This is a genomic window from Variovorax sp. 10N420 (genome assembly GCF_056394705.1).
On the sequence record NZ_JBFTIJ010000002.1, the window covers coordinates 133116 to 152265 of the forward strand.

The window sequence follows — 19150 nt, forward strand, 5'->3', positions numbered from 1 at the left end:
AGCCCATGCGTGACGATGAGCGCAGGTGCTGGCATGATCGGCGCGCTCCTTCAGTTGACCCATGAACGACTCGTCCTATCACCGCAGCACTCAGATCGTCCGGCCTGGCGAGCAATTCGCCTACTGGCGCGATGCCATCTGCGACGCCTACGTACCCCTCGAGCCCGAACGCGCCGAAGCGCCCGGCTTCAAGGGCCGCATCGACGGCCTCATGCTTCCTGAGTTGCGCAGTTCGACCATCACGGCCGAAGCGCATGAAGTCCGGCTCTCGAGCAGCGGCCTCGCGCGCCAGCAAAGCGCGCCCTTCTTCGTGAACCTGATGCGCGCCGGCGAGGTGGTGGTCCGACAAGATGGCCGCGCGCTGCGGGCCGGACCCGGCGACATCTACGTGGTCGACTGCGCGTCCACATGGGAAGTCGACTTCCGCTCGAGCTTCAGCATGTTCTGCATCGAGATCGATGACGCGCTCTTGCGGCCGCGACTCGGCCGTCGTGGGCGCCTTGTGTCGCCCGTGCTGACGGGCGACGGCGGCACGGGGCGCATTCTGGCCAACTACATGCGGCTGGTGCACGAACTGCCCTCGCAGGACCTGCTGCAGGTGCAGTCACTGATGGTGGGGCACTGCAGCGACCTGTTGTCCCGCGCACAAGTGTCGGAAAAACCGGACACCCGCGCCGACAGGCTCCGGTGCGAGATGCGCGACCGCATCCTCGCGCTGATGAGAAACCGCCTGTCCGACCGCAGCCTCACGCCGGACGCGGCGTGCGCCGAACTCGGCATTTCGCGCAGCTATCTCTTCAAGATCCTCGGCGAGTTCGGTCACACCTTCAGCGGCTACCTGCGGCAATGCCGCCTCGATGAATGCCATCGAGTGCTCAAGGAACAACCGAAGCGGCCCATCGCGGACATTGCCGCCGACTGGGGCTTCGACGAAGTCTCCACCTTCAATCGGGCCTATCGCGCCCGCTTTGGCCAGACGCCTAGCCAGGCCCGCGGGTGCATTTGATAGTAGGCGTACGTTCCTGTCAGGCCGCAGCCTGGACTGAACGCTTGCGCCGCAGTCCTCGAAGCACCGGAACAACCCAGATCAGCACCGACAAGACTGCCAGCGAAGCAGCGATCGGACGCGAGACGAAGCCCAGGAGATTGCCGTCGGACTTGATCATTGACGTGATGAAGTTCTCTTCGAGCATGCCGCCCAGCACCACGCCCAGAATGGCCGGAGCGATCGGGAAATCGTTCTCCTCGAGCAAGTAGGCAACGATGCCGGCGACCAGCATCACGCCGATGTCGAAGAGCGAATTGTTGATGGCAAACGCGCCGACGATGCAGAAGATCAGGATGAGCGGCATCAGCAGGTTGCGCGGCACCCGAAGGATGCGCTTGGACACCTTGATGCACAGGATCCCGAGCGGGATCATGATGAGGTTGGCCACGATGAAAAGTATGAACACCGCATAGATATTCTGCGGGTTCGTGGTGAAGAGGGTCGGCCCGGGGTTGAGGTTTTTCATGTAGAGCACACCGATCACGATCGCCGTGATGGAGTCTCCCGGAATGCCGAACACCAATGCCGGGATCCACGCACCCGCCAAGGCGCTGTTGTTCGCAGAGCCCGATTCGACGATGCCCTCGACGTGGCCAGTGCCGAACTTCTCCGGCTCCTTGGACAACTTCTTGCTCATCGCATAGGACATCCAGGCCGCGATGTCGGCACCGGCACCAGGCAATGCGCCGACGACCGTGCCCAGCGCACTGCCGCGCAAGATCTGAAGCGGGTATTTCTTTGCCAGCGCCCATTGGCCCGCCAGGACACTGCCGACCTTCTCGACCACCAACTCGGCCGGCGGCAGCGTGTCGACGGCATAGCGGATCACCTCCGAAATCGCGAACATGCCGATCATCATCGGGATCATGCCGATGCCGCCAGTCATCTCGGCGTTGCCGAAAGTGAAGCGCGGAAAGCCAGCCGGGTTGCCCAAGCCCACGCACGCCACGAGCAAGCCGAGCAAGAGCGTCACGACGCCTTTGAGCGGCCGGTCCGACGTGATGAACACGGCGCAGGTCAGGCCCAGCAACACGAGCCAGAAGTACTCGAAGGAACTGAAGTTGAGTGCGAAGTCGGCCAGCGCAGGCGACGCCACGATCAGCACCGCGGTGCCGAAGAGACCGCCGACGGCCGAGAACACCAGACCCGCACCAAGAGCGACTTCGGCCTGGCCCTTGCGGGTCATGGCGAAAGCCTCATCGGTATAAGCCGCCGAGGCAGGCGTTCCGGGGATGCGAAGCAGGCAACCGGGAATGTCGCCGGAGAAGATGGCCATCGCGGTGGACGTCACCATCGCGGCAATGGCAGGAATCGGCGCCATGAAGAAAGTGACCGGCACCAGCAAGGCCACGGCCATGGTCGCGGAGAGCCCCGGCACCGCGCCCACGAAGAGCCCGTACAGCGATGCAGCGATCATGACCAGCACGGTGTACGGGTCGAACACCATGGCAAAAGCCTGCGCGAGAGCTGTCGACATGCGTGTTCGATCCTCGGTGGCGTTGTTGCGGGCGGCCTACCAGGCGTAGGGCGTGAGCAGGCCCCATGGCAGCGGAACGCGAAGCAGTTTGTAGAACGCGGCGTGGATGAGCAGCGTCGCAATGACCGCCACCAGCAACGAGCGCCACGGCGGAACGCGCAATGCCGACATGACAGCCGTCAGCAGCAAGGTGGCCGTGATCAGGAAGCCGAGCTTGTCGACGGCCACCATGTAGAACAGCACGCTGCCGATGACTGCGCAGAACGCCACCACATGCCTGGGCGACTTCACCCAATCCCCGGGCTTGAACCAGCCAGTGTCATGGCGCCTGCGCCAGCCACTGATGGTCAACGCCGCGCCGCACACGCACAGGGCGAAAGCGATCAGCCCCGGGAACAGCGCCGGTCCGACCTGCTGGCCGGGGATGGGTGGATAGCTCTGCACCACCAGAAGTACCGCGATCCCCAGCGCCAGCAGGACGCAGCCGAAAACCGCGTCGTTCAATTTCATGACGTCACCGGGCAGAGGCCAGGGCGCATCATTTCGCGATACCGACGGCCTTCATGGTCGCGCCGAGTTCGGCGTCCGACTTGGCCATGTATTTTCCGAAAGCCTCGGGATCCGCGTAGACGACGCCAAATCCGCGCGAAGCCATGAAGTCCCCATACTCCTTGCTGGCGGCGACTTTCTTCACCGCGGCGCCCAGGCGATCGCGCACCTCCGGCGGGATGCCCTTGGGAGCGACGATGCCGCGCCAGGCGGCCATCGTCCAGTCGCTGCCCGTGACGGACTTCAGCGTCGGGATGTTGGGGTACAGCGCCGACGGCTTGTCGCTCATGATGGCCAGGCTCTTGACCTTGCCCGCGTCGATCAGCGGCCGCGCTTCGGGTAGGGAGACCGGCGCGATGTCGATGCCGCCGGCCACCATGTCCTGAAGGCCGGGCGCCGCGCCATTGCTGGGTACCCATGCAACGGCCGCCGGGTCGATCTTCTGGTCGCGCAGCAGGCCGGCAATCGCGAGATGCCAGATGCCGCCCTGCCCTGTCCCGGATGCCTTGAGCTTGCCCGGATTCGCCTTGATGGCCGCGAGCAGGTCAGTCACGCTCTTGTAGGGTGCGTCGGCACGGACCTCGATCGCCGACGGATCGGCGTTGACCAGCCCGATGGGCGTGTACGACGCACCCGAAAGCTCGGTCAAGCCTTGCCAGTGCATCATGCCGATTTCGACCGTTGCGAGTCCGATCGTGTAGCCGTCCGGCGGTGCCGAGGCAATGGCGGCATGGCCCACCACGCCGCTTCCGCCGGTGCGGTTCACCACGGTCACCGGCTGGTTCAGCTCCTTCTCGAGCAGGCTCGCGACGATGCGAGCCGTGGCATCCGTGCCGCCACCAGCGCCCCAAGGCACGATGAGCGTGATCGGCCGGGTCGGATAGGTCTGGGCCAGCGCGGACGTGCCGGAAGCCAGCACGATCATTCCAGCGGCAAGCGCATGCAGGACAAGGGAACGGCGAGAACGGACGTGCATCGTCATCTTGGGTGTCTCCTTTTTGAGCCTAGGCAACCCATTTCTCGCACTGTTTTCCCCAAAGAGCACTAGGGCGAATTACGCCTTGCGGCCGTGATCAGCCTGTGGTCAGGATCGCGGGCCCCCGGAAATGAGGCAAGGTCAATCCTGGGCAACGCGCACGACCACCTTGCCGAAGTTTCCGCCCTGCAGCAGCCGTATGAGTGCGTCGGGTGCCTGCTCCAGTCCGTCGACGACGTCTTCCTGCAACTTCACGCGGCCGGCGGCGATCCAGCCGCCCATCTCGCGCCGGAATGCGTCGAAGCGCTCGCCGTAGTGGTCGAGGATGATGAAGCCCTGCATGTGGATGCGCCGGGCCAGCAGCTTGGACATCAGGCCCGGCAGGCGATCAGGGCCCGTCGGCTTGTCGGCATCGTTGTAGTGCGAGATGAAGCCGCATACGGGCACGCGCGCGCCGATGTTCAGCAACGGCAAGACGGCGTCGAACACCGCTCCGCCGACGTTCTCGAAGTACACATCGATGCCGTCAGGGCATGCCAGGGTCAGCAGCTCTGCGAAGCGCGGGTCATGCCGATCGACGCAGGCATCGAAGCCAAGCACCTCCACCGCGGCGCGGCACTTGTCCGCGCCGCCCGCGATGCCGACCACGCGCGCGCCTTTCAACCTGGCCAGTTGCCCGACCACAGCCCCAACGGCACCGGTCGCCGCCGCCACGGCCACCGTCTCGCCCGCCTTGGGCTTGCCGATATCGAGCAGGCCCACATAGGCCGTGAAGCCCGTCATGCCGAGTCCGCCCAGCGCGAGCGAAGGCTGCGCCATGTCGCCTAGGGTCAGCAGGTCGCTGCCATCGGACAGCGCATAGTCTTGCCAGCCGGCATTCGCCAGCACCAGTTCACCCACCGGCATCTTTGCGTTGCGCGACGCCACCACGCGGCTGACTGTGCCGCCGACCATGGTGGCGCCGAGCGCGACGGGCGGCGCGTAGCCGGGCCCAACGGCCTCCATCAGGTTGCGCATGTAGGGGTCGACGGAAAGGTAGAGCGTCCGCAGCAGCACTTGGCCCTCGGCTGGTTTCGGTACAGCCTCTCTTTGAATGCGAAAGTCTTGCGGTGTCGGCAGGCCGCTTGGATGAGCAGCCAGCGTGATGCGACGGTTGATTGAATTCATGGATGACATGCCGAGTGCGACATCAAGCGATCGCCGGCCGAGGTCCAAAACGCAGCGTCAGCAGCAGACCCAAAGCGACAGCCACGACTGCAAAGATCGGCCCACCGAGCGCTCCGACATGGTCGACCAGCATGCCGCCGCCGATCGCGCCGATCGCAATGGCGATCTGGAACGCTGCCACCAGCAAGCCGCCCGCACCCTCGGCCTGGTCCGGCGCGACACGCACGATCCAGGTCTGGAATCCCACGGGGAACGCGCCAAACGCGAAGCCCCACAGCGCAATGGCGCCTGCCGTGACGACAAACGAATCGCCGGCCACCCACAAGCTCGCGGCCATCGCCACGATCAGCGCCGCACCCGACACAATCGCCCGGCGTTCGCTGCGTTCGGCGATGAAGCCGCCCGCAAAGTTGCCGAAGAAGCCGCCGATGCCATAGGCCAGCAGAACGCCGGAGATCGCGCTGACCGACAGATGCGTGACGTTCTCCATCAAGGGGCGGATGTAGGTGAAGCCCGCGAAGTGGCCGGAGATCACCAGCAGCACGGCCAGCAGCGCAACGCGCACGCCGGAGCGCTGCAGCAACTGGCCCAGCACGCGCAGGTTCGGGTTGTCGCGTGGAGGCAGCGACGGCACCGTGAGGACCTGCACGAGGAGCGTCAGCACACTGACCACGCCTGCAGCCATGAACGCGCTGCGCCAGCCCCACATCGCGCCCATCCACGCACCGATTGGCGCGGCGCTGACAGTGGCCACGGAGACGCCAGTGAGCACCAGCGACATCGCACGCGCAAAGAGGTTCTCGGGAACCAGCCGCATCGCAAGCGCCGCGGCCATCGACCAAAAACCGCCGAGCGCCACGCCGAGCAGCACGCGCGCGACCAGCAGCGCAGGCAGACTGTGCGCCGTGACCGCCAGGACGTTGGAGATCACCAGCAGCACCATCAACGCCAGCAGCACCGACTTGCGATCGAAGCGGCGGGTGAGCAACGGGATGGCAGGTGCGGCCACGGCACCGACCAGCGCGGTGGCGGTGACCGCCTGGCCCGCGGCACCGTTGCTTACCCCAAGGTCATTCGCGATGGCCGTCAGCAGGCTCGCGGGCAAGAACTCTGCGGTGACGAGCCCGAACACGCCGAGCGCGAGCGAAGCCACTGCGGGCCAACGAGCCGACGCTTCGGTGTTGGGAGAGGTGGCAAGAAGCCCTGGCGCTTGCGCGCCGGCTGCGATGCATTCTGAGCAAGATGAAGAGGGCACAAGGTCATTCGGTTGTTGGAAGCAGACCAGAAAGTGTAGGAATACCATCCCGGCGATCCCATACCTGAATATCCGAAATGCTTGACGATTTCTCCAACTCATCGCGTGATGCGCCGATGGACCGATCCGACTCCACCGGAAGCCTCGACATGCTCACGCGCATCCTGCTGGACCTGCGCCTGGACGGTGTGGAATACGGACGCTGCCTGATGCACGCGCCCTGGGCCATCGCATTCCCGGCGCAGCGCGATGCGCGGTTTCACTTCGTCGCGCACGGCGCCTGCTGGCTGCACACCGCGTCGACTGGCTGGCTGCAGCTCAACCCGGGCGACGCGGTGCTGCTGCCCAGAGGCAGCGCCCATGTGCTGGCCAGCGACCCGCAGGTGCCCGCGTTGGACATCGATTCGCTGGGGCGCGTGCCCGTTTCCGACAACATCTACCTGGTGCGCGGAGCCGACGAACGCAACGACGCAGCGCCCGCCGACGTGATGTTCTGCGGCGCCATGCGCTTCAACCTGGACCCGCTGCACCCACTGCTGGCGATGATGCCGGACGTCATGCGCGCGGGCGACCTTGCCAAGAAGGATCCCACGGTGCCCGTGCTGCTGAACGCCATGGAGCGCGAGATCGCGCTGGACCGCATTGGCGCCTGCGGCATCCTCGCGCGCATGGCGGACGTGCTGGCCGCCACCATCATCCGCGCATGGGTCGAGTGCGAATGCAGCGACTCCACGGGGTGGATCGCCGCCGTGCAGTGCCCCAAGGTCGGCCAGGTGCTGGCCGCCATCCATGCCGATCCCGCACGCGACTGGAGCGTGCCGGTGCTCGCCAAGCTGATGGGCGCGTCACGCTCGAGCTTTGCCGAAGCGTTCAGCGCCACGGTAGGCGAGAGTCCGGCAAAGTACGTCGCCAAGCTGAAGATGGCGCAAGCCCGCCGCTGGATTGCCAACGACGGGGTGCGCGTGGCCGTGGCGGCCGATCGGCTGGGCTATGACTCGGAGGCATCGTTCAGCCGCGCGTTCAAGCGCATCGTCGGGCACTCCCCGAGCGCGGCACGCGGGCTCTAGCCGCCTTCAGCTTTTCGCTCTTACCCTTCTTCATCGAAAGACCTGCCGATGCCTACGCCAGACACCATTGAACGCTTCGTCGCACTCGTCGAGGCCAACACCCACGCGGAGGCCGTCGAGGCCTTCTATGCTCCCGACGTCGTGATGTACGAAAACCAGTCCGCGCCGCGTGTCGGCCGCGATCAGGCAATCGCCAACGAACGCGCGATTCTCAAGAAAGCGAAGGCCATTCACTCCCACTGCGTCAGACCCGTGATGGTGAGCGGCGACCACGTGGCCATTCGCTGGATCTTCGAGTTCGACTGGCTCGATGGCACGCGCACCCACATGGAGGAAGTCGCATGGCAGCGCTGGCAGGACGAACGCATCGTCGAGGAAACCTTCTTCTACGACCCCGCGCAGAGAATCCCCAAGTAGAGCGTCTCGTGCTGATGAAACCCACCCTGCCCCAACTCATGAGCCTCAACGGCGGCTTCGTGGACACGGCCGGCTTCCTCGCGCTGCATGGCCTGTTCACGGCCCATGTGACGGGCAACTTCGTGACCATCGGCGCGGCATTTGTGCATGGAAGCTCGGGCGCCCTCACCAAGCTGCTGGCCTTGCCCGTGTTCTGCGCTGTGGTGGTGCTCGCGCGCTGGCTGAGCTATGGCCTCCCGGGGCTGGGGCTCCCCGTGCTGCGCACGATGCTGGTGCTCAAAACGGCCCTGCTGCTGGTGGGCGGTGTGCTCGCGATTCGCTTCGGCCCTTTCCCGGATGGCGACAGCGCGATGGCGATGCTCGCTGGCCTTGTGCTGGTATCAGCCATGGCGATCCAGAACGCCGTGCACCGCATCCACTTCGGCAGCGCGCCCCCCACGACGCTGATGACCGGCACGACGACACAGGTGATGATCGATCTGGCCGACCTGCTGCGCGGCGGGAAGCCACCGGAAGAAGCCGCCGCCGCGCAAGCTCGCATGCGGCGCATGGCCGCGGCGGTGGCCTGGTTCGCCGCGGGCTGCGCGGCAGCCGCGCTCATCTTCATGCGGTGGAACGTGTGGTGCTTTGCGGTGCCGCCTGTGCTCGCCGCATGTTCGGTGCTGCTGCAACGCGGCACGCACGAGGGCGAGGCGGCAGCGGCGCCGCCGATTTCGGTGCCTCACCTGTAGAGCCGGCGCGCCCTTACGGGCGCAAGCAGCGTCAGCCCTGGATGAACGCCAGCAGGTCGGCATTGACCTGATCGGCGTGGGTATTGCAGGTGGCGTGCGGCGCACCAGCGTAGACCTTGAGCTGGGCGCCCTTGATCATTTCCGCTGCGAGCTTTCCCGTCGCCTCGACCGGCACCACCTGATCATCGTCGCCGTGAATCACGAGCGTGGGCACGTCGATCTTTGCCATGTCGGGGCGGAAGTCGGTCTCAGAGAACGCCGTCACGCAGTCGATGGTGGCCTTGATCGAAGCCTGCAGCGCGATTTGCAGCGTTTGCTTGAACACGCCCTGCGACACCTTCGCGCCAGGGCGGTTGGTGCCGTAGAACAGCGTGCTGAAGTCGTCCAGGAACTGCGGACGATCGGCGGCCAGCCCGGCGCGGATGCCGGCGAACAGCGAGGCATCGGGGCCCACGGGATGGTCGGCAGTCTTCATGAACAGCGGCGTCACGGCGCTGATGAGCGCAAGCTTGGCGATGCGTGCCGAGCCCTTGCGTGCGATGTAGCGAGCGACATCGCCGCCGCCCATCGAAAAGCCCGCGAGGACCACATCCTTCAGGTCGAGCTTCTCGATCAGCTCGGCAATATCGTCGGCGAAGGTGTCGTAGTCATAGCCGGTCCAGGGCTGACTCGAGCGGCCAAAGCCGCGGCGGTCGAAGGCAATGGTGCGGTAGCCGCGCTCCGCGAAGAACAGCATCTGGGCATCCCACATGTCGGCGCTCAGGGGCCAGCCGTGGCTGAAGACGATGGGCTGGCCCGAGCCCCAGTCCTTGTAGTAGAGCTCGGTGCCGTCGCGCAAGGTGAGAGTGGTCATGGATTTTTCTGTGAAGTGAAGGGGAACGAAGGATCAGAGCGAAAGAAAATGATGCGCCACCGGCTTCTCGGGCCCGATGTGGAAACGCACAGCCTCGCTCTGCAGATCGGCATCGGCGTGCGAGACGCGGTGATGCTGCCGCAGGTGCTCGGCCCATGATTCCACCAGGAACCACTCCATCACGCGCTCGGCGTCGCCTGTGTGCTCGGTCACCCCCCAGGCATAGGCACCGTCGCGGCGGCGCTCCAGGGACAGGCGCTTCATCGCGTCGAGGAATGCGGGGCGGTCTTCCTTGCGGATGCGGTACTCGATCTGCACCATCACCGGGCCACGGTCGTTCGCGACGGGCTCGGTCACCAGCGGCTCGGGCCAGTGGTTGGATGCCTGCAGGTCCGACTCGCCCGCAGGCAGCCTCGCACGATGGAACAGCAGCGCCACGACCAGGAGGCCGGCAGCGCCCGCCACGAGTGTGTACGGCACCCCGATCGCCTGCGCCACAAGGCCCCAGCCGAGGCTGCCAGCCGCCATCGCGCCATTGAACACGGTGAGGTACACCGCCAGTCCGCGACCGCGCACCCAGTTCGGCAGGATCGCCTGCGCCACGCCGTTGAGCGTGGTCAGCGCAATGATCCAGCCCAGGCCCAGCAGCAACAGCAGCAGCAAGGCCAGCCACTTCGGCGGCGCGAACACCAGCGCAGCCATAACGCTGGCAGTGATGACCGACGCCAGCAGCACCAGGCCATCGGCGTCGAGCAGCGCGCGCAGGCGCGGCATGACGAGCGCGCCTGCGATGGCGCCTGCGCCCACCGCCCCCAGAAGCACGCCGTAGAAGCCGGCCGTTCCGCCCAGCATCTGACGCGCCACGAGCGGCAGCAGCGCCCAAACCGAACTCGCGAACAGGAAGAACACCGCCGCACGCAGCATCACGCGGTGCAGTTCCTTGCTGGCGCGCGTGTAGCGCAAGCCGGCCCGGAAGGCGCCCAGGAAGTTCTCCGACAGCCCGCTGTCCACCGCGGCCGGGCGCTTCCACCAGATCAGCGCGGCAATGACGAAGACATAGCTCAGCACATCGGCGCCGTAGGTCAGGGCTGCGCCGAAGCTCGCAAGGATCAGCCCGCCCGCGGCAGGCCCGATCGATCGCGCGATATTGATGCCCAGTGAATTCAATGCCACCGCGCTCTTCAGGTCGGACCTGGGCACCAGTTCGGGCACGATCGACTGCCACGTCGGCCCCATCAGCGCCGCACCGATGCCGCCCACGAAGGTCAGCGCGATCAGGTACTGGACAGTGAGCGAGCCCGTGTGCGAGAGCACCAGCAGCGTGCCGCTGACGCTCGCGAGCACCAGCTGCACGAAGATCAGGAAGCGGCGGCGGTCGAGGATGTCCGAGAGCACGCCCGCCGGAATGGCGAGCAAGAAGATCGGCAGCGTGGCCGCCGTCTGGATCAACGCCACCGCGGTGGGGCTGGCCGAAAGATCGGTCACGAGCCAGGAACTGGCCACGTCGCGCATGAAGCTGCCGATGTTGCCGAGCACGGTGGCGGTCCACAGCACGGCGAACACCGGCTGGCGCAGCGGCGCAAAGCCGCTCGCAGCCTTCGCGGAACCTGCGGGTTCTGCAGAGACTGCAGGAGTCGGGGAGTCGGTGATCTCAGCCATTCGCGCGCGCCTTCAAGTCATGCCACGCCACCAGCAGGAAGCCGCCGACCAGCCCGAGGTGCTCGAAGAACGAGTTCGCGGCCATGAAGCGTTCGGGTTGCGGCATTTCCCAGAAGCGCAGCGCCACGAACGTGGCGAACAGCGTGAACGCGCCCAGCGCCAGGGCGCCCAGCCAGCGGTAGAAGCCCGTCAGGATGAGGGCCGAGGCACCCAGTTCCAGCACGATGACGGCCATGGCCATCGGCGCCGCGGGAGACACGCCGAAGTGGTTCATCTCGGCAACGGCGGACGCGAAGTCGGTGGCCTTGTTGAAGCCGCCCTGCAGGTAGGCAGCGCACAGCAGCAGCAACGCGATCCAGCGCAGCGCGGGTGAAAAGGTCCAGCGCATCTCAGACCGCCCAGCAGGCGCAACCGAGCGCGCCCCAGAAGCTCTTCAGGTCGGCAATCGGCAGCTTGCTGCTCCATGCGGTGGCGTGCCGGTGCCCGTGCACGTTGCAGTTGTTGGCGCAGCCGCAGTCCGCTGCAGCCTTGCGCAGCACCTTCTGCATCGGTGCGCCCTCCTTCGTGTCGGCCCAACCTGCATAGCCGCCGAAGGTGCGTGCGGGCGACCAGTCGGGCATGGCTGCGGGCGGTGTGCCTTCGTCGAGTGAGGCGAACGGGCCGGCGCCGTAGACGATCTTGCCGCCCACCATGGTCAGCAGCGCCGTGGTGTCTGCAATGTCCGATTCAGCGCACGCGAAGTAGTCCCGGTCGGGCACGATCAGGTCAGCCAGTTGGCCGGCTTCGATGCGGCCCTTCTTGCCGACCTCGTTGGAGAACCAGGTCACCTTTTCCGTCCACATGCGCAGCGCGGTCTCGCGGTCCACGCAATTGCGCTGCGGGTAGAGCTGCATGCCGCCCACGGTGCGGCCCGTGACCAGCCACGACAGCGACACCCACGGGTTGTACGAGGCCACGCGCGTCGCGTCGGTGCCAGCCGAAACGTTCACGCCCTTCTCCAGCATGCGCTTGACCGGCGGCGTGGCCTCGGCCGCGCCAGCGCCGTAGCGCTCGACGAAGTACTCGCCCTGGTAGGCCATGCGATGCTGAACGGCGATGCCGCCGCCGAGTGCCGCAATGCGATCGATCGACTTCTCGGAGATGGTCTCGCAATGGTCGAAGAACCAGTTCAGGCCCGCCAGGGGCGTGTCCTGGTTGACCTTCTCAAATACATCGAGTGCGCGGTCGATGGTCTCGTCATAGGTGGCGTGCAGGCGCCATGGCCAGCGGTTCTGCGCGAGCACGCGCACGACCTCCTCGAGCTCGCCTTCCATCTCGGGCGCCATGTCGGGACGCGGCTGGCGGAAGTCCTCGAAATCCGCCGCGGAGAACACGAGCATCTCGCCCGCGCCGTTGTGCCGAAAGTAGTCGTCGCCCTGCTTGTACCTGGAGGTGGCCGTCCAGTTCAGGAAGTCCTGCTTTTCCTGTTTGGGCTTCTGCGTGAACAGGTTGTAGGCCAGACGGATGGTGAGTTGGCCGGCATCGGCCAGCTGCTGGATCACCTGGTAGTCCTCGGGGTAGTTCTGGAAGCCGCCGCCCGCATCGATGGCGCCGGTCACGCCCAGCCGGTTGAGCTCGCGCATAAAGTGGCGGGTCGAGTTGACCTGATAGTCCAGCGGCAGCTTCGGTCCCTTGGCCAGCGTGGCGTAGAGGATGGACGCATTGGGCTTTGCGAGTAGCAGGCCCGTGGGGTTGCCTGTGCTGTCGCGGACGATCTCGCCGCCGGGCGGCGCCGGCGTGTCCTTGGTGTAGCCCACGGCGCGCAACGCTGCACCGTTGAGCAGCGCGCGGTCGTACAGATGCAGGATGAACACGGGCGTGTCGGGCGCCACCGCGTTGAGCTCGCCAATGGTCGGCAGGCGCTTCTCGGCGAACTGGTGTTCGGTGAAGCCGCCCACCACGCGCACCCATTGCGGCGCCGGCGTGATCGCAACCTGGCGCCGGAGCATGCCCATGGCGTCCGCCAGGCTGCGCACCCCGTCCCAGCGCAACTCGAAGTTGTAGTTGAGTCCGCCGCGGATGATGTGCAGGTGGTTGTCGATGAGGCCCGGCAACACGGTCTTGCCTTGCAGATCGATCACGCGGGTTCCGCTGGCAGCCAGCGGCAGCACGTCTTCACGGCGGCCGACGCGCAGGAAGCGCCCGTTCTTGATGGCCACGGCGCTGGCCATGGGGTTGGCCCGGTCCAGCGTGGTGAAGCGTCCGTTGTGAAGAATCAGATCGGGTGTGTCATCTCCCGCCATGTCGGATTTCCTTGAAGCATCGGGTAGGGCCATCGCCGTTCCAGCAATGGCAGCGCCGAGTGTGCCCAGGCACAGCCGGCGGCGTTGTTCGTCGAAAGAATCGCTCATCACGTCTTGCGTGCCGTGGCGGCCGGGGCCGCCTTCTCGGATTGCGGCAGCTCACCGAACACATGCGGCTTGACCTGGTGGTGCAGCCACGAGGTGGTCACCGCGTCGGGCTTGAGCACGCTTTTGATGAGCGGCGGGATCTGCTCGCCGAGCAGGATCCCCAGAAGTCCGACAAGCGCAATGACCGGCGGGGCCGGCGAGCGCACCTGGAACAGCGCATAGATCACGCCGACCAGCAGGCCGAGCGCAAGCGACAGAACGTAGGGCTTCATCTTGATCACCAACGCGCTCAGCCTTCGTGCGCGCCGAACATGGTCTTGGCGTAGGTCACGCCCAGGCCGTAGGCGCCGCCGAACTTCCTCGCGATGCCGGTGGTCAGCTCGTAAGTGTCGGTGCGGGCCCAGTCGCGCTGCAGTTCGAGCAGGTACTGCAGCGAGGTCATGGGCCGCGCCCCAGCCTGCACCATGCGGTCGATCGCGCGGTTGTGCGCCTCGGCGGACACGTCGCCGCACGCGTCGGCGATCACGAACACCTCGAAGCCCTGGTCGATGGCCGACAGCGCAGGCCCGACGATGCACACGCCGGTCCACAGGCCCGACAGCACGATGCGCGGCTTGCCGATTTCGTTGACGCGTGCGATGACGGCCGCGTCTTCCCAGGTGTTCATCGATGTGCGGTCGAGCATCTTCTGACCCGGGAAGGCATCGGTGATTTCGCTGAACATCGGGCCCGAGAAACTCTTCTCGGCCACGGTGGTGAGGATGGTCGGCACGCCGAAGCCGGCAGCGGCATTCGCGACCAGCGCCGCGTTGTTGCGCAGGTTGACCGCGTCGATCGAATGCGTGGCAAAGGCCATCTGCGACTGGAAGTCGATCATGACCAGCATGTGGTCCCTGGGGGTGAGGAGCTTGGCGCCGGCGGTCGGGGTGGCTTGGATGGACATGCAGTGACTCGTGTTGGGTTGGGTGAGAAAGGAAGGGATGGGGCTTGCTGGTGGGGCATGCATCCTCGTTTCGGAGAGGGGTGCCTGTCTTGTCGATTAATCAGATGTTTTGGACGTTTGCCGACCCTCGAAGGGCAGACAGTTTCATGTGCCGGTGCGCCCAAGTGCGGAGGCCACCGCGGCGGATTTCCGGCATGATTCGCTCCTTTGCGATGTTCGAGTTCGATTGAATTCACTCTTGCCGCCCGAAGGACTTCCGAGCGACGGAATGAATCTTCGGGCCGGAGGCGTGGCCCTTCGGCGAAACTTTTAGGCCTCTATGAGCGAATTTTTCGAACATCGCCCGACAAACCTGTTCATCGCCAAGGAACCCCCGCGTGCTCAAGCTCAGCCTGGAAGCCATCGAGGTGGTCGACGCCATCGACCGCCACGGCTCGTTCGCGGCCGCCGCCGTGCGCCTGAACAAGGTGCCCTCCACGATTTCCTATGCGGTCGGCAAGCTCGAAGATCAACTCGGTATGCAACTGTTCGAGCGCAACGGCCCACGCGTGACGCTGACCGCCGCCGGCAGCGAAATGCTCAAGGAGGGGCGCTGGCTGCTGGGAGCTGCGAGCGAGCTCGAGTCGCGCATGCGGCAGATCGCCACCGGGTTCGAATCGGAGCTGCGGCTGGTGCACGACTCGCTGATCCCGACAGTGGCGCTCATCGATGATGTGCGCGCCTTCGAGGCCCTGCGCTGCGGCACGCGGCTGCGCATCGGCTGCGAGGCGCTCACCGGCAGTTGGGAGGCACTGCGCGAGGGCCGTGCCGACGTGGTCATCGCCGCGGGCGAAGGGCCTGCGGGCGGCGGCTACGAGGCAGTGATGGTGGGCAGCCTCGACTTCGCCTTCTGTGTCGCGCCCACCCATGCCCTGACGCGCGTCAAGCGGCCACTGGGGCGCGGCGACCTTCTGGAGCACAACGCCATCGTGGTTAGCGACAGCGCGCGAACGCTGTCCGAACGCACGGTCGGACTGCTCGCGGGACAGCCACGGATCGCCGTGCCCTCGATGGCCGCCAAGGTGGCCTGCCAGGTCGCCGGGCTCGGACATGGTTTTCTGCCGCGCGCCTGCATCGGCGGCGAACTGGCACGAGGCACGCTGGTCGAGCTGCAGACCGAGGAACCGCGCCCGCCGGAAGCGTTCTGGCTCGGCTGGAAGAACGGCGTGATGGGGGAGGCCCTCAAATGGTGGGTGAAGCAGCTCAACCGGCAGTTGGTGCCCGCCTTGTTGCCGAAATCAGTGTGATGCCAAGGTGCCTGCGGGACTGCGGGACGCGCTCTAGCCGTGGATCTTCTCGCCTCGTGCCAGCATCGCCACGAGCTTTTCGATCCGACGGGAACGTGTCTCGGGCTTCTTGGCAGTCTCGATCCGCCACAGCACTGCATAGCGGTTCGCGCTGTCCAATTGGGTGAAGAAACCCAGTGCTTCGGGCTGGGCGTCGAGTGCAGTCTGCAGATCAGGCGGCACCACCGCCGTTCGCGCGCCGGCGTAGGCTGCGTCCCATCGCCCGTCGGCTCTCGCTCGATCGATCTCGGCCATTCCAGTGGGCTGCATTCGACCCGATTCGATCAACGCCTCCGCTTTCGCGCGGTTGACTTTCGACCACAAACTCCGCGCACGTCGCGGTGAGAAGCGCTGCAGCCAGTGCTGTGCGTCAACAGACTTCTTCTGCCCGTCGATCCAGCCGAAGCAAAGCGCCACTTCCAGTGCCTCCGGGTAAGTGACGGTCGCCTTCTCGGCACCCGCTTTCGCAATGAGCAGCCAAATGCCGTCGGATGTCGAACAGTTCTTCCGCAGCCAAGACTCGAAGGCGCGTTGAGTTGCAAATCGACATGGATCGGGCTGCACTGGAGGTTTCATCGGTTATCTCGGGAAGTGTACGTGTCGCACTGACGGAGGAGAGTTTGGGAAGAGGTGTCATTCTTAACTCCTAGGCTGGAACCGCACTCGAATCCCGGTTTCGGAAAGCCGCATTCAAATAGCGAATACCTCATTCGTTCTTCGCATATGACTTCCAATAATGGGTCCAGTAGTCTGCGGATCCGTGACATACCTCGATGGTGGCGGTCGAAAAGCTCTCCGTCCAGAAGTGCTTCCACCTCGCGAGCGCGCGCGTCGCCGCAGACTCTTGAACTCATCGACCGCGACCAGCAGCTGAAGATGCCGCAGGCGGATCTTCGACGTCAGTCTTGCGAAAAGCACTGGAGACGAAATGGCTTGGCGGCTCATCGAAGACGGCCTTCGGCGATTGAAATTGAACCAAGCTCGTACGATGCCAAAGCCGCGCGATGGTGGACGCCAAGACGTCCACCTGCCGTGTAGAGCAAACGAGGGTTCGCTCTTGTCGGATTCAGTCCGCGTATTCGCCAGCGTCCTTGATCACCTTCGCCCAGCGGTTCTTCTCCGCTTCCAAGAACTTCCTGTGATTTGCCGGCTCGAGCCGGTCGTCGGTCACAACGGTCAGGCCAAGCGCCTCCTCGCGCTTGATCAACTCAGGGTCTTTCAACGCGGCGCGGAGCGCAGTGTTCAGCTTGGCGACCACGGCCGGCGGCGTTCCCTTGGGTGCGTAGAGCCCATGCCAGACTTGCACATCGAAGTCCTTGAGGCCCGATTCCGAAAGCGTCGCGGTGTCCTTGAGAGCCGGCAGCGGCAAGCGCTGCAGGCTCGTCACGCCATAGGTCTTGACCTTCTTGCCTTCGATCTGCGGCACCGCGTTGACGGCTTGCTCGCACATGAGGTCGACCTGGCCGCCGATCAGGTCGGTCATGGCGGGAGCCGTTCCCTTGTAGGGGACCGTCGTCATGGTGGTCTTCAGCGCGTTCTGGAACATCAGGCCGCAAAGGTGCGATGCGGATCCCAGTCCCGCATTGGCGATGTTCACCTTGTTCCCGTTCGCTGCAATCCATTGACGAAGCTCGGCAAAGTTGTTGGCCGGGAGCGAGGGCTTGCCAATCACCACCGAGGGCGCTTCGTTGACGAGGCCCAGCGTCTCGAAATCGTCGGGCACCTTGTAGCTCAGCTTCCGGTACAGGGCAGGCGCAGTCGCCATGCCGATGTGGTTGACCAGCAGGGTGTAGCCATCCGGAGTGGCTCTGGCTACCTTGGCCGAACCGATCGTGCCGCCCGCGCCGATGACGTTGTCGACGACGATGGTCTGGCCCAGCGGCTTGCGGAGCGCCTCGGCAAGGTCGCGAGCGATCTTGTCGGTCGGGCCGCCCGCGGCGAACGGCACAACCAGCGTGATCGGCTTGTCCGGAAATTCAGCGAGGGCCACGGAAGCGGCGCTGGCCAATGCCACGCCGGCAATGAAGCGCATTGAGCGCATTGAACGCGTTGAATTGATCATGTCTTGTCTCCTGTATTTTTTGTTGAACTTCAGGCCGACAGGGCCTGCATCTCGCGATACAGATCGGCCTTGCCTTCAAAGCCGATGCCGGGGAGGTCGGGCAGCGTGACGAAGCTGTTTTCCACCTTCACGCCGTCCGGGAAGCCACCGAAGGGCTGGAAAAGATCGGGGTACGACTCGTTGCCCCCCAGGCCAAGGCCCGCGGCAATGTTGAGCGACATCTGGTGGCCGCCGTGCGGGATGCAGCGGCTTGCCGACCAGCCGTGCTCCTTGAGCATGTTGAGCGTGCGCAGGTACTCCACCAGTCCATAGCTGAGGGCGCAATCGAACTGCAGCCAGTCGCGATCCGGGCGCATGCCGCCGTAGCGGATCAGATTGCGCGCATCCTGCATGGAGAACAGGTCCTCGCCGGTGGCCATCGGGTTCTTGTAGAAATTGCGCAGGGCGGCTTGCAGCTCGAAATCGAGCGGATCGCCCGGCTCCTCATACCAGAAGAGGTCGTATTGCGACAGGGCCTTGGCGTAGGCGATCGCCGTCTCCAGGTCGAAGCGGCCGTTGGCGTCGACGCAGAGCTTCTGCCCGTCTTGCAGCACTTCCATGATGGAGTCGATGCGACGCAGGTCCTCGTCGAGGGAGGCGCCACCGATCTTCTTCTTCACGACCGTGTAGCCGCGGTCGACGTAGCTGCGCATCTCGTCCTGCAGCTTCTTGTGGTCCTGCCCCGGATAGTAGTAGCCGCCCGCGGCATAGACGAAGATCTTGCGGTTGGGCTTGCCGTTGCCGTATCGGTCCGCAAGGAGCTGGAAAAGCGGTTTCCCTTCAATCTTCGCGACAGCGTCCCAGACGGCCATGTCGATCGTGCCGATGGCGACCGATCGCTCCCCATGGCCGCCGGGCTTCTCGTTGGTGAACATGGTGTTCCAGATCTTGTGCGGGTCGAGGTTGTCGCCCGTCGCATCGATCAACGAAGAAGGATCCGCTTCCATGATCCGAGGGATGAAGCGCTCGCGCATCAGCTTGCCTTGGCCGTAGCGGCCGTTTGAATTGAAGCCATAGCCGACCACTGGCTTGCCATTGCGGATCACGTCGGTGACGACTGCGACGAGGCTCAGCGTCATCTTGCTAAAGTCGATGTACGCGTTTCGAATCGGCGAACTGATCGGCATCGTCTTCTCTCGGATCTCGACAATCTTCACTCTGACTCCTGATGTGTATGCAAAAGCGTGATATT

Annotated in this window: 19 protein-coding genes; 5 read left to right on the plus strand and 14 right to left on the minus strand. The window is 65.1% G+C overall.

Features of this window, described 5'->3' with window-relative positions:
- The first annotated feature begins 61 nt into the window (after nt 1–61).
- On the plus strand, nt 62–1006 hold the full coding sequence (locus AC1DEK_RS05085) for an AraC family transcriptional regulator (RefSeq protein WP_478124134.1): 945 nt from the start codon (nt 62–64) through the stop codon (nt 1004–1006).
- A gap of 19 nt (nt 1007–1025) precedes the next feature.
- Here AC1DEK_RS05085 and AC1DEK_RS05090 read toward each other — a convergent pair whose 3' ends face one another.
- From AC1DEK_RS05090 to AC1DEK_RS05110, 5 genes are all read right to left on the minus strand, one after another.
- The gene (locus AC1DEK_RS05090; protein WP_478124135.1) at nt 1026–2525 is read right to left on the minus strand and encodes a tripartite tricarboxylate transporter permease; all 1500 of its coding nucleotides are present in this window, start codon (nt 2523–2525) and stop codon (nt 1026–1028) included.
- A gap of 36 nt (nt 2526–2561) precedes the next feature.
- Complete coding sequence (locus AC1DEK_RS05095) at nt 2562–3035, minus strand: tripartite tricarboxylate transporter TctB family protein (RefSeq protein WP_478124136.1); 474 nt, start codon at nt 3033–3035, stop codon at nt 2562–2564.
- 28 nt (nt 3036–3063) lie between these two features.
- The gene (locus tag AC1DEK_RS05100; RefSeq protein ID WP_478124689.1) at nt 3064–4050 is read right to left on the minus strand and encodes a tripartite tricarboxylate transporter substrate binding protein; all 987 of its coding nucleotides are present in this window, start codon (nt 4048–4050) and stop codon (nt 3064–3066) included.
- 141 nt (nt 4051–4191) lie between these two features.
- A complete protein-coding gene (locus AC1DEK_RS05105) occupies nt 4192–5226 on the minus strand; it encodes an NADP-dependent oxidoreductase (RefSeq protein ID WP_478124137.1) in 1035 nt (344 codons plus the stop codon).
- Nucleotides 5227–5239: 13 nt separating this feature from the next.
- Nucleotides 5240–6472 carry an MFS transporter gene (locus AC1DEK_RS05110; protein ID WP_478124138.1) on the minus strand — a complete coding sequence of 411 codons (1233 nt, stop codon included), beginning with the start codon at nt 6470–6472 and terminating at the stop codon, nt 5240–5242.
- Nucleotides 6473–6588: 116 nt separating this feature from the next.
- On the opposite strand from AC1DEK_RS05110, the gene AC1DEK_RS05115 reads away from it, so the two are divergent.
- From AC1DEK_RS05115 to AC1DEK_RS05125, 3 genes are read left to right on the plus strand one after another with little or no spacing between them, the layout of a single operon-like run.
- Nucleotides 6589–7539, plus strand: a complete 951-nt coding sequence (locus AC1DEK_RS05115; protein WP_478124690.1) for an AraC family transcriptional regulator — start codon at nt 6589–6591, stop codon at nt 7537–7539.
- 48 nt (nt 7540–7587) lie between these two features.
- Nucleotides 7588–7956 carry a nuclear transport factor 2 family protein gene (locus AC1DEK_RS05120; RefSeq protein ID WP_478124139.1) on the plus strand — a complete coding sequence of 123 codons (369 nt, stop codon included), beginning with the start codon at nt 7588–7590 and terminating at the stop codon, nt 7954–7956.
- Nucleotides 7957–7970: 14 nt separating this feature from the next.
- Entirely contained in the window at nt 7971–8687 is a 717-nt protein-coding gene (locus AC1DEK_RS05125) for a YoaK family protein (protein WP_478124691.1), read from the plus strand.
- A gap of 31 nt (nt 8688–8718) precedes the next feature.
- Here the strand turns inward: AC1DEK_RS05125 and AC1DEK_RS05130 are convergent, their stop codons facing one another.
- The 6 genes from AC1DEK_RS05130 to AC1DEK_RS05155 all read right to left on the minus strand — a co-directional run bounded on the left by AC1DEK_RS05130 (nt 8719) and on the right by AC1DEK_RS05155 (nt 14532).
- The gene (locus AC1DEK_RS05130; RefSeq protein ID WP_478124140.1) at nt 8719–9540 is read right to left on the minus strand and encodes an alpha/beta fold hydrolase; all 822 of its coding nucleotides are present in this window, start codon (nt 9538–9540) and stop codon (nt 8719–8721) included.
- A gap of 33 nt (nt 9541–9573) precedes the next feature.
- Entirely contained in the window at nt 9574–11199 is a 1626-nt protein-coding gene (locus AC1DEK_RS05135; RefSeq protein ID WP_478124141.1) for an MFS transporter, read from the minus strand.
- Nucleotides 11192–11587, minus strand: a complete 396-nt coding sequence (locus AC1DEK_RS05140) for a DoxX family protein (RefSeq protein WP_478124142.1) — start codon at nt 11585–11587, stop codon at nt 11192–11194. Before AC1DEK_RS05140 ends, AC1DEK_RS05135 begins: the two co-directional genes overlap by 8 nt.
- Nucleotide 11588: 1 nt before the next feature.
- Complete coding sequence (locus AC1DEK_RS05145; protein ID WP_478124692.1) at nt 11589–13481, minus strand: amidohydrolase; 1893 nt, start codon at nt 13479–13481, stop codon at nt 11589–11591.
- 107 nt (nt 13482–13588) lie between these two features.
- Nucleotides 13589–13861 carry a DUF1427 family protein gene (locus tag AC1DEK_RS05150; RefSeq protein WP_478124143.1) on the minus strand — a complete coding sequence of 91 codons (273 nt, stop codon included), beginning with the start codon at nt 13859–13861 and terminating at the stop codon, nt 13589–13591.
- A gap of 17 nt (nt 13862–13878) precedes the next feature.
- Nucleotides 13879–14532, minus strand: coding sequence for a hydrolase (locus AC1DEK_RS05155; protein ID WP_478124144.1), 654 nt, complete (start codon nt 14530–14532; stop codon nt 13879–13881).
- A gap of 377 nt (nt 14533–14909) precedes the next feature.
- On the opposite strand from AC1DEK_RS05155, the gene AC1DEK_RS05160 reads away from it, so the two are divergent.
- Nucleotides 14910–15818 (plus strand): LysR family transcriptional regulator, encoded by a 909-nt coding sequence (locus AC1DEK_RS05160; protein WP_478124145.1) that lies wholly within the window; start codon nt 14910–14912, stop codon nt 15816–15818.
- Between the two features lie 33 nt (nt 15819–15851).
- Here AC1DEK_RS05160 and AC1DEK_RS05165 read toward each other — a convergent pair whose 3' ends face one another.
- The 3 genes from AC1DEK_RS05165 to AC1DEK_RS05175 form a co-directional block, all read right to left on the minus strand.
- Entirely contained in the window at nt 15852–16433 is a 582-nt protein-coding gene (locus AC1DEK_RS05165) for a YdeI/OmpD-associated family protein (protein ID WP_478124146.1), read from the minus strand.
- 490 nt (nt 16434–16923) lie between these two features.
- The gene (locus AC1DEK_RS05170; protein ID WP_478124693.1) at nt 16924–17898 is read right to left on the minus strand and encodes a tripartite tricarboxylate transporter substrate-binding protein; all 975 of its coding nucleotides are present in this window, start codon (nt 17896–17898) and stop codon (nt 16924–16926) included.
- Nucleotides 17899–17948: 50 nt separating this feature from the next.
- Nucleotides 17949–19115 carry a mandelate racemase/muconate lactonizing enzyme family protein gene (locus AC1DEK_RS05175; RefSeq protein WP_478124147.1) on the minus strand — a complete coding sequence of 389 codons (1167 nt, stop codon included), beginning with the start codon at nt 19113–19115 and terminating at the stop codon, nt 17949–17951.
- Nucleotides 19116–19150: the final 35 nt, after the last annotated feature.

Excerpts from the sequence above, each read along its gene's own strand:
- AC1DEK_RS05100 (WP_478124689.1), bottom strand. The coding sequence starts at position 4,050 with ATGCACGTCCGTTCTCGCCGTTCCCTTGTCCTGCATGCGCTTGCCGCT.
- AC1DEK_RS05115 (WP_478124690.1), top strand. The coding sequence starts at position 6,589 with ATGGACCGATCCGACTCCACCGGAAGCCTCGACATGCTCACGCGCATC.
- AC1DEK_RS05120 (WP_478124139.1), top strand. The coding sequence starts at position 7,588 with ATGCCTACGCCAGACACCATTGAACGCTTCGTCGCACTCGTCGAGGCC.
- AC1DEK_RS05145 (WP_478124692.1), bottom strand. The coding sequence starts at position 13,481 with ATGGCGGGAGATGACACACCCGATCTGATTCTTCACAACGGACGCTTC.
- AC1DEK_RS05105 (WP_478124137.1), bottom strand. The coding sequence starts at position 5,226 with ATGTCATCCATGAATTCAATCAACCGTCGCATCACGCTGGCTGCTCAT.
- AC1DEK_RS05095 (WP_478124136.1), bottom strand. The coding sequence starts at position 3,035 with ATGAAATTGAACGACGCGGTTTTCGGCTGCGTCCTGCTGGCGCTGGGG.
- AC1DEK_RS05165 (WP_478124146.1), bottom strand. The coding sequence starts at position 16,433 with ATGAAACCTCCAGTGCAGCCCGATCCATGTCGATTTGCAACTCAACGC.
- AC1DEK_RS05135 (WP_478124141.1), bottom strand. The coding sequence starts at position 11,199 with ATGGCTGAGATCACCGACTCCCCGACTCCTGCAGTCTCTGCAGAACCC.
- AC1DEK_RS05090 (WP_478124135.1), bottom strand. The coding sequence starts at position 2,525 with ATGTCGACAGCTCTCGCGCAGGCTTTTGCCATGGTGTTCGACCCGTAC.
- AC1DEK_RS05140 (WP_478124142.1), bottom strand. The coding sequence starts at position 11,587 with ATGCGCTGGACCTTTTCACCCGCGCTGCGCTGGATCGCGTTGCTGCTG.
- AC1DEK_RS05155 (WP_478124144.1), bottom strand. The coding sequence starts at position 14,532 with ATGTCCATCCAAGCCACCCCGACCGCCGGCGCCAAGCTCCTCACCCCC.
- AC1DEK_RS05150 (WP_478124143.1), bottom strand. The coding sequence starts at position 13,861 with ATGAAGCCCTACGTTCTGTCGCTTGCGCTCGGCCTGCTGGTCGGCGTG.
- AC1DEK_RS05170 (WP_478124693.1), bottom strand. The coding sequence starts at position 17,898 with ATGCGCTCAATGCGCTTCATTGCCGGCGTGGCATTGGCCAGCGCCGCT.
- AC1DEK_RS05130 (WP_478124140.1), bottom strand. The coding sequence starts at position 9,540 with ATGACCACTCTCACCTTGCGCGACGGCACCGAGCTCTACTACAAGGAC.
- AC1DEK_RS05125 (WP_478124691.1), top strand. The coding sequence starts at position 7,971 with ATGAAACCCACCCTGCCCCAACTCATGAGCCTCAACGGCGGCTTCGTG.
- AC1DEK_RS05085 (WP_478124134.1), top strand. The coding sequence starts at position 62 with ATGAACGACTCGTCCTATCACCGCAGCACTCAGATCGTCCGGCCTGGC.